The organism is Lactobacillus sp. W8172 (genome assembly GCF_016102055.1).
Lineage (GTDB): Bacteria > Bacillota > Bacilli > Lactobacillales > Lactobacillaceae > Lactobacillus > Lactobacillus apis_A.
On the sequence record NZ_JACFPG010000003.1, the window covers coordinates 92500 to 107423 of the forward strand.

A 14924-nucleotide genomic window follows, 5' to 3' on the forward strand; every position below is an offset into this window, starting at 1 on the left:
AAGGTTTTTAACCTTTCTTTTTTATTTCTTCCATTATTTAGAGAAAACCGAGGGAGTTATACAGCATATGGGCAATAATTGAGTAACGCAAATCCTTTGTCTGGGTATAAACCCATGCAAGTACACACCCAAGCGCCCAATAAACAAAAATATACCTCGTAAAGCCCGAATCGTGAAGGACGGCAAATAGAAAACCACTAAATACTATTCCTACCCACCTATTTAAATGAGTTTCTTTTGCAAAAAAAGTGTTGAACACCATACCCCGAAAAATAATTTCTTCAAAAATTGGTGCAATCAAAACAATCATTGGCTTATAAAAATTACCTGCCTGTCGCGCCAATGCATCTAGCGCTGACTGATTAGCTGATGTTGTCTTAGTGCTAAGTCCCAATGCAACCTGAACAACTATGCTAACCAATACCAGCAAGATGGCACCGATAAAAGAAAGCAAAAGGCGATGCCAATCCCAATGAGGTTTCCTATTAAACCGCCAATCGTTTTCGTTTTTTAATTGTCTGCGATACATTCTATAAACAATTAATATGCCAATAATAGTGAATAAGATAGTTAGGACAATAAAGAGCTTACTATCTAAATGATATTTTCGTTGTAGTTTAAATGGATAAAAATAAAGCAGTTGAATGAGTGAATAGATGAAAAATGACACAATAATTGTCACAATATTACCCAGGAAATAAAAAAATCTCTTCATTAGTATTTTCTTCTTTCATACATTAAGTGGTGGTGATTTTCAGACTTTAACTAATAATATTATCATATACTGACGTTAATATCTTATCATTAGGTCACCTTAGATAGATTCCATGCAGTTTTTTTGTATACCAGAATATTTCCTAGGGAATATTTTTTCAAAGTGAACACAACGTGTATTTTGCTCTAGTCAATTACTATGACTTTTAACCTAGCTAATCTATAATAAGGTTAGAATATCTCTTGTAGGAGGAAAATATGTCTAACTTTGTTCAATTTTTTACTCAAAACAAGCCATTTATTTATTTGTCGCTAATTGTTTTGGCTTCTTTAGCCCTTTTTTTACTTTCATGGCTTAAAGAACCACGCCGTTTACTTAATGGCATATTATTCACAATTTTTCTTCTCTTGCTTGGTGTCTGGTTAACTGTTGCCGTTCTTTCAACCAGTTTGCGGCCGTTGATTCTAACCTACGAAGTCATTATCGTGTTGATAATTGCCATAATTACGTTAGTAACCACCTTTTCCTGGCTTTTCTTTTTGTGGAATGCTTACTTTGTCTGGAAAAGAGAAGCACATACGCTATCAAATTTATTGACGCTCTTCATTGGTATTGCACTACTTGTTTCTTGGTTAATTATTTTTATTGCACCATTTAGCAAACTGCCTTCCTGGCAAAAGACTTTAATATATACACCTTCTGCAGTAGTAAACTACCTATTATTAGTCGCTTATAACTTTCTTATTAACCTAGCACTTTACCAATTTGTACCACGTCAATATAATCAAGACTACCTCATTGTTTTAGGGGCTGGCTTAGCAAAAGGTGAGACTGTTACCCCGCTTCTTGCTAGTCGCATTAATCGAGCAATTCAATATGCGCAAAAACAGGTCGACAAAGGAAGGAAAATGCCAAAATTAATTATGTCTGGTGGTCAAGGAGGAGATGAAAAGATTCCGGAAGCCAAAGCAATGGCCGAATACGCAATCGGTCGTGGTATTAGTCCTGAATCTATCTTATTAGAAGATAAATCAAAAAATACTTACCAAAATATGCAATTTTCAGCCAAAGTAGCAGCAAAAGACTTTGGCGGCGAAAAATATCGTGCCAAATTTTTCAGTAATAACTACCATATTTTTCGTGCCGCTTTATTTGCTAAAGCGGCTGGGCTGAATGCAAACGGAGTTGGTTCATACACAAGATTTTATTTCTTGCCCAATGCAATCGTTCGCGAATTTGCAGCTATTTTGGTTACCAATAAAAAGCGTCATATCATAGTGATTAGCTTAATAATTCTTTTCTTCCTAGTATATGCACTATTGCAATATACTAAAATCGCACAATAACTCAGATAAAAAGTCTCTAATTTGTTTAAGAGACTTTTTTAATTGCTAAATTAAAAATTTTCAAAATGAGGATGGCTTTTTTTAACTAATTGGCTTAATATAATAAGAATTTTAGTGTTACTTATTTATAAGTGCCAATTTATTTTTATGAATTAATAAAAAGGAAAAGAGAAATAACTCATGCTTCAATTAAAAAACTTGCGTAAGTCTTACCACGTTGGTGATACTACGACTAAGGCGTTGGACGATGTCTCAATTTCGTTTCGCAATCAAGAATTTGTCGCAATTCTAGGTCCCAGCGGTTCTGGTAAAACGACAATGTTAAACGTTATTGGTGGACTCGATCGTTACGATAGCGGCGATTTGATTATTAATGGTAAATCCACTAAGAATTTCAAAGAAACTGATTGGGACGCATATCGTAATAACTCGGTTGGTTTTGTTTTTCAAAATTACAATCTAATCTCACATCTATCAATCATTGCCAACGTTGAATTAGGAATGAACTTATCTGGTGTTCCTGCTTCAGAAAGACACCAACGTGCAGTTGATGCTTTAACACAAGTCGGCTTAAAAGATCACATTTCGAAGAATCCTAACCAACTATCTGGTGGGCAAATGCAGCGTGTAGCAATTGCTCGTGCCTTAGCAAATGATCCTGATATTTTACTTTGTGACGAGCCAACTGGTGCTCTCGATACTGAGACTTCTGAACAAATCATGAAGCTAATTCAGAACTTGTCAAAAGATCGGTTAGTAGTCATGGTCACACACAACCCAGAACTAGCAAAGGAGTACGCAACTAGAATTGTTAACTTCCAAGACGGTAAAATTTTAGATGATTCAAATCCATTCACACCAGAAGATGAAAAAGATACTTTCAACTTGAAGCGTACAAAGATGTCTTATTGGAATGCTATCAAGTTAAGTTTTACCAATATTATGACCAAAAAAGGTCGTACAACTTTAACAGCTTTTGCTTCAAGTATCGGTATCATTTCCATTGCCATCGTTTTATCGCTATCCAATGGCTTTCAGAAGCAAATTGATACTACGATGAGTAAGGCACTTGCCAAATATCCTGTTACAATCTCGCAAACGGCCACGGACGTTAATAGTATCAGTGACCGTGATGATTCAGAAAAGAACGTTAAAAATCGTGGCTATTTAACTGCTAAAAAGGACAAGTTACAGCAATCGGCACATAAAAATAAAATTACGCAAAAATACGTTGATTACGTAAAGAAGATTAATCCTGAATATGCTAACAATATTTCTTATCAAGTTGGTGTTAACCTCAATCTGATTGGTAAGGAAAATGGTAAAGTTAAGCCTGTTCAATTTTCACCACTACCTGCTGGTACGGCTGCTTCTCAAGCGTACGAGCAAATGCAGTCTCAAGCAGCAAGCATGTCCTTTATGGGTTCAACCGTCTTTCCAACCTCATTAGATAAGAAAAAAGGTAACTTCTTAAAGGATAACTACCAATTACTATCTGGAGCTTGGCCGTCCAAACCAACTGATTTAGTTATGGTCGTTGATAACAAGAACTCCCTTAACATTAATATTCTGAAAAATCTGGGCATTAAAGCTAAGGCAGATGAGAAACTTAATTTTAATAAGTTAATTGGTAAAGAATTCAAAGTGGTCGACAATAATGACTACTACCAAGAACTACCTACTGGTATGTTTGTCCCACAAAAGCCTGACCAGGCAATGTACAACAACAGCAAAATTAAGTTACGCATCGTTAGTGTAATAAGACCAAAGAATAAGGATTCAATGGCTCTATTATCAAGCGGAATTGCATATAGTGATCGTTTGGCTGTTAAGGTTATCAAGCAGAACCAAAATTCTGCTATTGTAAAGGCACAAAAGAAATCTGACCGTAATGTAATGACTGGTCAAAACATGAATGGCAATGCTAAAAAGCTGATGATGCAATCGATTGGTGGTTCTTCTCTTCCTGCCGGTATTATGATTTATCCAAATGATTTTGATTCAAAAGATAAAGTCTTAGATTACCTTGATCAATGGAATAAGGGTAAAAAGAAACAAGATAAAATCATCTACACTGACATGTCAAGTGCCGTTACCTCTATGACAGGTGGTTTGTTAAGTGGTATCACAGCTGTGTTAATTGCCTTTGCAGCCATTTCACTTGTCACTTCAATGATTATGATTGGTATTTTAACTTACACTTCAGTTTTGGAGCGAACAAAAGAAATTGGTATTTTAAAGGCTTTAGGTGCACGTAAAAAAGACATCACGCGCGTCTTTGATGCAGAAACATTTATCCTTGGTATATTCTCAGGTGTCTTGGGTGTAGTGATTGCTCAATTACTCGTCTTCCCTATCAACAGCATTTTATATTCAATGACTGACTTGGCAAATGTTGCTCAATTAAATCCTGTACACGCCTTGATTTTAATTGTCATTTCTACTATTTTAACGATGCTAGGCGGACACCTTCCTGCAAGAATGGCAGCTAAGAAAGATGCTGCAATTGCACTAAGAAGTGAATAATCGCTGATTCCCTTTAATTAGTCTCAAATAATGTTACATGTGAAACAAACATTATTTGGGACTTTTTTGTTATCAAAATTAGCCTTAGTTAAAAATGCGTCCAGAGTGAAACCTATTTTAGTTGGAAAATATTTAACAAAGCTAATTGACAAATTGGCATATACCAATTTATAATGAATTTAACTTAATTGGAGGCTCAACTATGAAAATTATCATTACAAACAACAAAGAAAAAGGTAGTACTGAAGGCTTTAAGCTATTTAAAAAAAGCATTGAAAATGGTGCTAAGGTAATCGGCTTAGCAACCGGCTCTACCCCTGTAGCTCTATACAACGAATGGACTCAAAGTGATCTTGATAATAGCAATCTTATTAGTATCAACCTTGATGAATATACTGGTTTAACTCCTGATAATGATCAAAGTTACCACTACTTTATGCAAAAAAATCTTTTTGACAAGAAGCCATTCAAGAAATCATATATTCCAGACGGTATTAAAGCCATTAACGACCCTCAAGGTGCTTCTGATGACTACAACAAAATTATTGAAGAAAACCCAATTGATATTCAATTATTAGGTCTTGGTCAAAATGGTCATATTGCTTTTAATGAACCAGGCACTTCTTTTGATTCTGTCACTCACGAAGTCAAGTTAACTGAGAGTACTATTCAAGCTAATTCACGCTTTTTCCGCAATATTGATGATGTGCCAAAATCAGCAATTTGTATGGGAGTTGCTAACATCATGAGTGCAAAAGAAATCGTTATTATGGCTTTTGGCGAAAATAAAGCTGATGCCGTTAAGAAAATGGTCGAAGGTCCTGTAACTGAAGACGTTCCTGCTTCCGTTTTACAAAATCACTCTAATGTCACATTAATTATTGACGATGCTGCTGCAAGTAAGCTCAGTGAAGAATCAAAGAACTAATTAGACAACTTAACTAACAGATTAAAAAGCGATGCAAACTTGCATCGCTTTTTTGTGCCACTAACATTTCGTGTTAGCGCTGTATATAAACAGGTGCATATCACTAACGCTAACAAAATAATCCGTATTATGATTAGGTTAGAGCATGAGAGGATGTGATAAATTGAAACGAAGTAAAAAATGGTTACTGGTAGTTTTTCTGCTTTTACTACTGCCTCTGCCAATTTATCTCTTATGGGAAACTAGCGGTTTTTGGCAAAAGTATTTAAGGCTTAGCATCCCCAAAATGGGTACATTAAATCCCATTTTCGAATGGTATCTAATCGGTGCTAGTGCCATTGTTCTTTTGGCTTTAATCATTAGTTTATTAATCATTCTATTCTGGCCAATTCAGCGCTACTTCACCTTAATTCATAAGCGCGATGGACAAGTCAGAGTTAATAGTAAGGCGATTAACGGTTACGTCATGAATTCTTTATCTGAATTACCTTTTATCAATAAGGCAAAAGTTGATTCTAAGCTTACTAATCATAAAATCAAAATCAGGATTAGTGGCAATTTAGGACATGGCGACAACGTTAACGCTGTTCTTGAGCAATACCTTGAAGAGCTTAAAGGTAATCTTAGTCAACTTTTGGGAATCGAGCAGAAACCAAAAATCAAAATTAAGTTTGTTAACTATCAAAACTCTGATAAGCCCGAGACACGCGTTCAATAAAGGAGGCAAAAATGAATAAATTTTTGCAGGAACACCTCCCAGAAATATGCGGTGCAGTAATCGGCTTGTTACTAGCATTTTGTTTTTTGGGATTAGGCTTTTTTAAAACTATTTTTGTCATTATATTACTAGCATTAGGCTTTCTAGCTGGGCATTATTGGCCCCTGTTAAAAAGCTTGGTAAATAAACAGCAACATTAAATGAAAGGAATTTAATCATTATGGTACAAAATAACAACAACTCAAAACAAGAAGTTAAAGGCGACTTAACATATGACTCTAAAGTAATCCAAAAGATTGTCGGCATTGCTTTGGCAGACGTTAAAGGACTATTAACTGTTAATGGCGGCTTCTTCTCTAACTTAGCTGATAAGATTGTTAACAGTGATGACGTAACTAATGGTGTTAACGTCGAAGTCGGTAAAAAGCAAGTTGCCGTCGACATTGAAATCGTTGCAGAATATGGCACTAACATTCCTAAACTTTATGACGAAATTAGACAAAAGATTTATGACAAGGTTAAAGAAATGACAGGCTTGGATACTGTTGAAGTTAACGTTACAGTAGTCGATATCAAGACTAAGGAAGAACATGAAAAGGACTCTGTCAGCTTGCAAGATCGTCTAACCGGTGCCACTCAAGACGCCAAAGAAAAGATTGACGAACAAAAAGATAAGGCTGAAGATAAAAAAGAAGAAAAGAAAGAAGATCGCGTTAAGTAGCGCATCTTAACCAACCTATTCAAAAAGTGAAGTGTTTCAAACTATGCACTTCACTTTTTGTTTTACTTTAGTTTCACGTGTAACACTCCTTAAATCTTTTTATCTTGAAAATATATATTTACATATCTTTATCAAACTATAAGCAAATTTTTTATTCTGCACTATGCAAAATCACTTGACATTTTTGCCCCAATGCAAATTAAATTTCTTCTTGTTTACCACTATATCTCGTATTAAACTAGATATTAATCTATATATTGTATTTAAGAAAGAGCGTGATTCAAGTTATTGTTTTAAGCGGGCCTATTGGAGCCGGTAAATCCAGTTTAACCAGTATTTTAGCTGAACATTTAGGAACTCAAGCCTTTTATGAAGGCGTTGATAGTAATCCGGTTCTTCCTTTATATTACCAGGACATGAAACGGTACACTTTTTTACTTAACATCTATCTACTTAACCACCGGTTAGCGCAAATCAATCAAGCAGTTAAAGAGAAAAACAGTGTTTCTGACCGTTCTATTTACGAAGATGCCCTCTTTTTCCAAATGAATGCGGAAAGCAACGTCGCTGATCCTACTGAATTTAAGATTTACGACAGTTTACTTGAAAACATGATGGAAGATACCCCAGGAAATCCTAGTAAAAAACCTGATCTCTTGATTTATATCCGTGTGTCACTAGATACCATGCTAAAACGAATCGAGAAGCGTGGTCGGTCTTATGAGCAAATCTCGACTGATCCCAGTTTAAAAGATTACTATGCGCGCTTAATTCGCTATTATGAGCCTTGGTACGAAAAGTATGATGCCTCACCTAAGATTGTAATTGACGGTGACAAGTATGACTTTATCGGTGATGAAGACGCTAAAAAGGAAGTTTTAAGCCAGATAGATAGCAAGCTGCGTGAAATTGGCAGTCTAGAATAAGAAGGAACGTGATGACAGTTATTGTTTTAAGTGGCCCTATTGGAGCCGGTAAATCCAGTTTAACCAGTATTTTAGCCAAATATTTAGGAACTAAGCCATTTTACGAAAGTGTTGACGATAATCCAGTCTTACCACTTTTTTACGCTGATCCTAAAAAGTATGCGTTTCTGCTTCAGGTGTTTTTCCTTAATACACGTTTTCGCAGCATTAAGGACGCATTAACCGACGATAATAACGTGCTTGATCGTTCTATCTATGAAGATGCACTCTTCTTCCAAATGAATGCCGATATTGGACGTGCAACTAAAGAAGAAGTTGACACTTACTATGAGCTTTTAAACAATATGATGAATGAGCTCAAAAATATGCCAAAAAAGAACCCTGATTTGCTCGTCCATATCAATGTTTCATACGAGACGATGCTTAAACGTATTCAAAAGCGTGGTCGCCCGTACGAACAGCTTAGTTATGATTCAACGCTTGAAGATTATTACAAACGACTATTACGTTATTATAAGCCTTGGTATGAAAAATATGATTATTCACCTAAAATGGAAATTAATGGTGATGAGCTTGATTTTATGACCAATGAACATGATCGTGAGATTGTTTTAAATCAAATTGTCGATAAATTAAAAGAGATTGGTAAATTACCTGAATCATGGGATAAACCACCTAAGGTCGAACTTGATGCATAATCAGTAAAGCAATCAACTTGCATATAGTAGTGAAAAGCCGCTTTTAGATATTTAGTCTAAAAAACGGCTTTTTGTTTTGTTAAATTTCTTGCTGAGCAGTCTAAAATAACTTTTTACACTATTCCCATTTTATTATTAAAAAAATATGTGCTATTCTGTCATAAATGTAATTTTTTGCTCATTATTTTAGTTTACGCTTTAAAGGAGAATAAGATGAATTATATTATCTCAATCATGCCTTCTCTACTTTCTGGAGCTAAAATGACCCTGATTCTATTCTTATGGACCTTGATCATTTCTATCCCACTTGGAATCATTGTTAGTTTGGGTTTAATCTCACATTTTAAAATTATACGTGCTATTTTAAAATTTTATATCTGGATTATGCGTGGTACGCCATTGTTACTACAACTAATCTTTATTTTTTATGGACTGCCAATCATTGGCATCATTTTTCAACGATACAATGCTGCCTTATTTGCTTTTATTCTAAATTATACTGCTTATTTTGCAGAAATTTTCCGTGGTGGTTTTCAGTCTGTGCCAGTCGGCCAATATGAAAGTGCGCACGTTCTGCAGCTTACAAAATGGCAAACTTTGCGACATATTATTATCCCCCAAGTAAGCAAAATTGTTATACCGTCAATTGGCAATGAAGTGATCAACTTAGTCAAGGACACTTCCCTTGTTTATGTTATTGGCTTAGGTGAACTCCTACGTGCAGGAAACGTTGCAACTGCGCGAGACGTTACGCTTGTGCCATTAGTTCTAGTTGGTATTATTTATCTACTAATGACCGGTATTGCATCATTTATTTTAAAGAAAATCGAACACAGTTATTCTAAGTGGAAATAATAAGGGGAATGATTCATGCTTGAATTAAAGAATATCACTAAAAAATTTGGCTCTCGAACAATTTTAAATAAACTAAACTTAACAATTCCCGATCAAGAGATATTAGCAATAGTCGGGCCTTCGGGTGCCGGCAAAACCACTCTTCTACGTTGCCTTAGTGGCTTAGAAAAAGTCGATTCTGGTCAATTTCTCTGGAACAATCAAGAATTTGACCCAACTCAGCCAAGTAAAGATAATCAAATTACTGGAGTTGTTTTTCAAAGCTACGAATTGTTTCCCAATTTGACCATCATTGACAATATCACACTCGCACCAAAATTGGTTTTAAAAGAGGATAATAGCCAGGCTCTACAGACAGCCAAGCAATTGCTTCACGACCTAGACTTAACGGGCAAAGAAGAACTGTATCCATATCAGCTGTCTGGTGGACAAAAGCAAAGAGTTGCGATTGCGCGAGCATTAGCAATGAAGCCACAAATTCTATGCTATGATGAGCCAACCTCTGCACTCGATCCTGCATTACGTACCAAAGTCGGTGAAATTATTTTACAACTGAAAAACAATAATAAGATGACACAAATTATTGTTACACACGATATGGATTTTGCTCATCAAGTAGCTGATCAAATTTTCACGGTTAAAGCGTTAGATTTTAAGAAGGTGGATTAAGTGAAATGCAAACGTCTAACGGCACTATTTGCCACCATCTTTTTTACTCTTACTCTGTCCGCTTGTAGCGGTATTTCCGTTAACAGACAAGCTAACAAAGTTGACAATTGGACTCATATTAAGGATCGAGGCTACGTGGTTGTCGGTGTTGACGACACATTTGTCCCAATGGATTTTCAACAAAAAGATGGAAAACTAGTCGGCTATGACGTTGACTTAGCAAATGCAGTTTTCAAATTATACGGCATCAAGGTCAGCTTCCAAACAATTGATTGGTCAATGAATACAACTGAATTAAGAAATGGAACAATTGATGTAATTTGGAATGGTTTCAGTAAAACTCCCGCTAGAGAGGCAAAAGTCAATTTTAGTAAAACCTATTTGGATACAACACAGGTCATAGTTGCATTGAAGAAAAATCACATTAACAGCGTTAAAGACATGCAAAATAAAGCACTAGGCACCCAATCTGGTTCATCAGGTTACAATGACATCATAGATTATCCAAAGGTACTTGCTAACCGAATTAAAGACCACTATCCAATTCTCTACGATTCCTTTACTAACGCCTTTATCGACTTAAACGCAGGTCGAATTGATGGCTTGTTGATTGATAGTTCGTATGCTAATTACTATATTTCTCGTCAAAAGCATCCTGAACGATTCACTGAAATCGATAGTTCTTTTCCAAAGGAACAATTTGGCGTTGGCATGCGCAAGAGTGATATAACTTTACAGCGGAAAATCGACCATGGATTAGACATTCTTGCTAAAAATGGGACATTAAATCGAATTAATCTTAAGTGGTTTGGAGATAAAGCACAGTCCCCACTTCTTAAAAAATAATTAGCTAAGCTTCTCAAGAACTTGCGCAATGCCATCATGGTTGTTATCAGCTGTCACATTTACAAATTGCTTTTTCAATTCTGCTGGAGCGTTACCCATCAAAAATGGATGCCCAACTATTTCTAGCATTGAAACATCATTGTAGTTGTCACCAAATGCCCAACAATCAGTCAGCTTCACATTAAATTCTTCTGCCAGTTCTTTAATTCCCTCGCCTTTAGATACACCATTAACAACTATTTCTAATAAATTGGAAGCCGATTTGACTAAGACCAAGTCTGGATATTCGGCAGTCAGATCTTTTTGCTCTTGATCAAGTTGTTCTGGATTGCCCATAATAAGGACCTTGTGAACACCTTTAAGTTTTTTAACTTCAGCAATTGAGCTTGGTGTCGCTTTAACTTGAACAATCTGCTCCTCTTTTTTTACCAATTCAACATTATTTCCTGGGAAATAAAACCAGTCATAGCCACTATAAACATTCCAAGTAGTCTGATTATTTTTCTTTTCGATATATGAACAAATCTCAGCTGCTTCGGCTGCTTTCATGAAGCGCGAAGATACTGGCCTTCCCATTTCATCTAAGACTAAAGCGCCATTGTATGCAATCATTGGACAGTTCTTAGTTATCTGGCCAGCCGCAGTCATCACTGCTTGCGGCATTCTTGCAGAAACTGGGATAAAAACATTGCCATTAATGATTTGCCGTCTAATCGCCTCTCTTGTTTTAGGTGTTACTTCTAAATCTGTATTTATTAATGTTCCATCAATATCTGAAAACAACAATTTAGCCATTTTTTCTCCAACCTTCTTATGCTCATTAGCTTACTAAGATAGTTTATTTTAAAAACTATTTCATCTTGCGGTCAATCTGTTAGAGAACTTGTTCATTCTTAAATCCCACTCAGATGTAAGGCTTTTCATTGCATAATTCGTATTTGATTTTATATATCAGCATGCTACACTAAAATAGTCGTTAGATGTAAATAAAACACGAACATTATTATAGTGGGAGAGATTAAATGAATTTTATTAAGAGCTACTTTCAGCTCGATAAAAATAAAACCAGTATTAAAGTTGAGTTTCTCGCTGGACTGACTACTTTTATTAGTATGTCTTACATCCTATTCGTTAATCCAAGCGTTTTGGGTGCCAGTGGAATGGACAAAGGTGCTGTCTTTACTGCAACAGCACTGGCAAGTGCATTAGGTACAGCTTTAATGGGGATTGTTGCTAACTATCCCATTGGTGAAGCACCAGCACTTGGTATCAATGCTTTCTTTGCCTATACAGTTTGTGTAGGTATGCATGTTTCATGGGAAACAGCATTAGCTGCCGTTTTCGTTGCCTCAATCATTTTTATTTTAATTACTATGTTCAAGTTGCGTGAAAAGATCATTAACGCAATCCCAGCTGATTTGAAATTTGCCATTTCATCTGGTATCGGTCTTTTCATTGCATTCTTAGGAATGCAAGACGGTGGCCTTATTGTTGCTAATAAATCTACATTGGTTGGCCTTGGCTCACTTCATGATCCAGCTGTTTGGATCACAATTTTTGGGCTTTTAGTAACTGTTGTTCTAATGATCTTGAATGTCCCTGGTGCTATTTTCATTGGTATGATTTTGGCCGCACTTTTTGGTGTTGTTACTGGTCAAATTGCTCTACCAACCAAAATTGTTTCAGTTGCACCTAGTATCGCGCCAACCTTTGGTCAAGCAATTTTCCATGTTAAAGATATCAATACTCTGCAAATGTGGGTTGTTGTTTTAACCTTTTTACTTGTTACTTTCTTTGACACAGCGGGAACATTAATTGGCTTGGCCCAACAAGCCGGCTTTATGAAGGATAATAAGATGCCTCGCGTAGGTAAGGCCTTAGCATCTGACTCAACCGCTATGATGGTCGGATCAGTCTTGGGTACATCTCCTGTTGGCGCCTTTGTTGAATCAAGTGCAGGTATTGCTGTTGGTGGACGGACTGGTTTAACTGCAGTTTTCGTTGCTATTTTCTTCTTAATTTCAATGATTTTCAGTCCATTGCTTGGCCTGTTCACTACACATGTTACGGCACCTGCTTTAATAATCGTTGGGGTGCTAATGGCACAAAACACAGCGCACATTCATTGGGATAAAATGGAAATTGCTGTGCCAGCATTCTTGATTTTAACTGGTATGCCACTTACCTACTCAATTTCAGATGGCTTGGCTCTTGGCCTTATTACTTACCCAATCTGTATGCTTGCAGCAAAACGTGGTAAGGAAGTTACTCCTATGATGTGGGTGCTCTTTGTAGTATTCATCATTTTCCTATGGGTGCTGAACTTCTAAAATAAATTATGATAAGATGAATGTGTTAAACAATCATCTTATTTTTTTAACTTTTTGAAAAGAGGAGTCATGAAGACACTAGAAAAAATAGACTATAAAAAATTTATTTTTCCAGTTTTACTTGGATTAGTTTTCTGGTTTACTGCACCTATCAGACCTGCTGGGGTTACCGTCCAGGCCTGGCACATGCTCGCAATCTTTATCGCCACCATTGTTGGTTGTATTACATTACCAATTGCAATTAGTGGCGTTACACTAATCGGTTTTACATTAACAATCTGCCTTGGCCTCGTACCATTGGCCGATAAAGTAGTTAATGGTAAATTAATTGAAAAAGGTGCCATTAACGCTTTTGCCAACAGTTCGGCCTGGTTAATTGTAATGGCATTTATGATTTCACGTGGAATCGTAAAAACTGGTTTAGGACGCAGGATTTCATTATATTTTATTAAATGGTTTGGGCAAAAATCATTGGGTCTTGGCTATGCAATCGGTGCAATTGATTTAATTGTTTCGCCCGCAACGCCTTCTAATGGTGCCAGAGCAGGTGGTGTGGTTTATCCTTTAATTGAATCATTAGCTGAAACTTACGACTCTAAGCCAAATGATCCCTCAAGAAAGAAAATGGGAGCCTATCTAATCTTCACGGAATTTCAGGTTAACATTATTACTTCGTCTCTCTTTATGACAGCTTGTGCACCTAACTTAATTGCTGTAGCACTTGCTGGTAAAGCAGGCGTTACACTCACATGGATGCAGTGGTTTATGGCTGCACTTGTGCCTGCCGCAATCTGTCTGCTTGTAATTCCATATTTTGTTTACAAGATCTACCCACCAGAAGTAAAGGAAACTCCTAATGCTAAGGAATGGGCAAATAAGCAACTTGAGGAACTAGGTAAAGCAACACTACCTGAAAAAATGATGGCGATTATTTTTGTGATTACCTTAGCACTCTGGATGCTTTCAAGCACACTTGGAATAGATGCAACTTTGATTGCATTCATCTCTGTTGTGCTGCTTCTGCTTACAGGTGTTCTTACTCCTAAAGATATTTTAGGTGAAACTGGTGCCTGGAACATTCTAATCTGGCTTTCAATTCTAGTTTTTATGGCTGAAAAATTAACTCAGTTTGGCTTCATCGGCTGGCTTTCAACTACTATTTCAAGTAGCATGAAAGGCGGCAACTGGTTAATCACTTTGATTATCTTAGCCCTTGTATTGTTCTACACCCACTACTTATTTGCCAGTGCAACAGCACATAACTCTGCAATGTTCTTGCCACTTTTAACTGTAGCAATTGCTGCTGGAGCACCTAAAGTTATGGCTGCACAATTCTTAGCACTGTTTTCTGCAATCATGGGTTCAACTACTCATTATTCTAGTACCGCATCTTCGGTGCTTTCTTCAACTGGTTATGTTAAACAAAGTGAATGGTGGAAGATGAGTTTTATTTTCGGGATTTTCTACATCTTAGTTTATGGTGTAATCGGACTAGGATGGATGAAAGTTATCGGCATGTGGTAATTTTAAAAGCGAGCTTGAAAGGGCTTGCTTTTTTATTTCCCAGGAAATATTATTCCAAGCCCGTTTGCTTATGCTAAACTAGTTTTATTGGTTCTTTTATAAGATAATTTTTTGGAGGAAAA

General features: G+C 36.3%; 15 protein-coding genes. 13 read left to right on the forward strand and 2 right to left on the reverse strand.

Translation table 11 applies throughout. From position 1 onward, the window contains the following. Window positions 1–37 precede the first annotated feature (37 nt). Window positions 38–715, reverse strand: a complete 678-nt coding sequence (locus tag H3R21_RS05220; protein ID WP_198183556.1) for a CPBP family intramembrane glutamic endopeptidase — start codon at window positions 713–715, stop codon at window positions 38–40. Between the two features lie 257 nt (window positions 716–972). On the opposite strand from H3R21_RS05220, the gene H3R21_RS05225 reads away from it, so the two are divergent. The 11 genes from H3R21_RS05225 to H3R21_RS05275 all read left to right on the forward strand — a co-directional run bounded on the left by H3R21_RS05225 (window position 973) and on the right by H3R21_RS05275 (window position 10948). Continuing rightward, a complete protein-coding gene (locus H3R21_RS05225) occupies window positions 973–2061 on the forward strand; it encodes a YdcF family protein (protein WP_187158210.1) in 1089 nt (362 codons plus the stop codon). Between the two features lie 180 nt (window positions 2062–2241). Beyond that, window positions 2242–4587: an ATP-binding cassette domain-containing protein gene (locus tag H3R21_RS05230; protein WP_198183558.1), complete on the forward strand. Its 2346-nt coding sequence runs from the start codon at window positions 2242–2244 to the stop codon at window positions 4585–4587. 202 nt (window positions 4588–4789) lie between these two features. Continuing rightward, the gene (locus H3R21_RS05235) at window positions 4790–5515 is read left to right on the forward strand and encodes a glucosamine-6-phosphate deaminase (protein WP_198183561.1); all 726 of its coding nucleotides are present in this window, start codon (window positions 4790–4792) and stop codon (window positions 5513–5515) included. Between the two features lie 163 nt (window positions 5516–5678). Continuing rightward, window positions 5679–6233, forward strand: a complete 555-nt coding sequence (amaP, locus tag H3R21_RS05240; RefSeq protein ID WP_198183563.1) for an alkaline shock response membrane anchor protein AmaP — start codon at window positions 5679–5681, stop codon at window positions 6231–6233. A gap of 11 nt (window positions 6234–6244) precedes the next feature. Beyond that, entirely contained in the window at window positions 6245–6433 is a 189-nt protein-coding gene (locus tag H3R21_RS05245; protein WP_198183565.1) for a DUF2273 domain-containing protein, read from the forward strand. Between the two features lie 20 nt (window positions 6434–6453). After that, the gene (locus H3R21_RS05250) at window positions 6454–6954 is read left to right on the forward strand and encodes an Asp23/Gls24 family envelope stress response protein (protein ID WP_074426168.1); all 501 of its coding nucleotides are present in this window, start codon (window positions 6454–6456) and stop codon (window positions 6952–6954) included. A 275-nt stretch (window positions 6955–7229) separates the two neighbouring features. Further along, window positions 7230–7880 carry a deoxynucleoside kinase gene (locus H3R21_RS05255; protein WP_046308048.1) on the forward strand — a complete coding sequence of 217 codons (651 nt, stop codon included), beginning with the start codon at window positions 7230–7232 and terminating at the stop codon, window positions 7878–7880. 11 nt (window positions 7881–7891) lie between these two features. Further along, window positions 7892–8578: a deoxynucleoside kinase gene (locus H3R21_RS05260; RefSeq protein WP_198183567.1), complete on the forward strand. Its 687-nt coding sequence runs from the start codon at window positions 7892–7894 to the stop codon at window positions 8576–8578. Window positions 8579–8791: 213 nt separating this feature from the next. Continuing rightward, complete coding sequence (locus H3R21_RS05265) at window positions 8792–9433, forward strand: amino acid ABC transporter permease (RefSeq protein WP_187158206.1); 642 nt, start codon at window positions 8792–8794, stop codon at window positions 9431–9433. A 15-nt stretch (window positions 9434–9448) separates the two neighbouring features. After that, the gene (locus H3R21_RS05270) at window positions 9449–10102 is read left to right on the forward strand and encodes an amino acid ABC transporter ATP-binding protein (RefSeq protein WP_198183569.1); all 654 of its coding nucleotides are present in this window, start codon (window positions 9449–9451) and stop codon (window positions 10100–10102) included. Next, a complete protein-coding gene (locus H3R21_RS05275; RefSeq protein WP_198183571.1) occupies window positions 10103–10948 on the forward strand; it encodes an amino acid ABC transporter substrate-binding protein in 846 nt (281 codons plus the stop codon). Here H3R21_RS05275 and H3R21_RS05280 read toward each other — a convergent pair whose 3' ends face one another. Beyond that, window positions 10949–11743 carry a Cof-type HAD-IIB family hydrolase gene (locus tag H3R21_RS05280; RefSeq protein ID WP_198183572.1) on the reverse strand — a complete coding sequence of 265 codons (795 nt, stop codon included), beginning with the start codon at window positions 11741–11743 and terminating at the stop codon, window positions 10949–10951. A 227-nt stretch (window positions 11744–11970) separates the two neighbouring features. On the opposite strand from H3R21_RS05280, the gene H3R21_RS05285 reads away from it, so the two are divergent. Together H3R21_RS05285 and H3R21_RS05290 are read left to right on the forward strand one after the other, a co-directional pair. Next, window positions 11971–13278, forward strand: a complete 1308-nt coding sequence (locus H3R21_RS05285) for an NCS2 family permease (RefSeq protein ID WP_198183574.1) — start codon at window positions 11971–11973, stop codon at window positions 13276–13278. A 69-nt stretch (window positions 13279–13347) separates the two neighbouring features. Beyond that, window positions 13348–14802, forward strand: a complete 1455-nt coding sequence (locus tag H3R21_RS05290; RefSeq protein ID WP_046308060.1) for a DASS family sodium-coupled anion symporter — start codon at window positions 13348–13350, stop codon at window positions 14800–14802. The last annotated feature ends 122 nt before the right edge of the window (window positions 14803–14924 follow it).

Excerpts from the sequence above, each read along its gene's own strand:
- H3R21_RS05260 (WP_198183567.1), top strand. The coding sequence starts at position 7,892 with ATGACAGTTATTGTTTTAAGTGGCCCTATTGGAGCCGGTAAATCCAGT.
- H3R21_RS05285 (WP_198183574.1), top strand. The coding sequence starts at position 11,971 with ATGAATTTTATTAAGAGCTACTTTCAGCTCGATAAAAATAAAACCAGT.
- H3R21_RS05235 (WP_198183561.1), top strand. The coding sequence starts at position 4,790 with ATGAAAATTATCATTACAAACAACAAAGAAAAAGGTAGTACTGAAGGC.
- H3R21_RS05245 (WP_198183565.1), top strand. The coding sequence starts at position 6,245 with ATGAATAAATTTTTGCAGGAACACCTCCCAGAAATATGCGGTGCAGTA.
- H3R21_RS05265 (WP_187158206.1), top strand. The coding sequence starts at position 8,792 with ATGAATTATATTATCTCAATCATGCCTTCTCTACTTTCTGGAGCTAAA.
- H3R21_RS05290 (WP_046308060.1), top strand. The coding sequence starts at position 13,348 with ATGAAGACACTAGAAAAAATAGACTATAAAAAATTTATTTTTCCAGTT.
- H3R21_RS05230 (WP_198183558.1), top strand. The coding sequence starts at position 2,242 with ATGCTTCAATTAAAAAACTTGCGTAAGTCTTACCACGTTGGTGATACT.
- H3R21_RS05280 (WP_198183572.1), bottom strand. The coding sequence starts at position 11,743 with ATGGCTAAATTGTTGTTTTCAGATATTGATGGAACATTAATAAATACA.
- H3R21_RS05270 (WP_198183569.1), top strand. The coding sequence starts at position 9,449 with ATGCTTGAATTAAAGAATATCACTAAAAAATTTGGCTCTCGAACAATT.
- H3R21_RS05250 (WP_074426168.1), top strand. The coding sequence starts at position 6,454 with ATGGTACAAAATAACAACAACTCAAAACAAGAAGTTAAAGGCGACTTA.
- H3R21_RS05225 (WP_187158210.1), top strand. The coding sequence starts at position 973 with ATGTCTAACTTTGTTCAATTTTTTACTCAAAACAAGCCATTTATTTAT.
- H3R21_RS05220 (WP_198183556.1), bottom strand. The coding sequence starts at position 715 with ATGAAGAGATTTTTTTATTTCCTGGGTAATATTGTGACAATTATTGTG.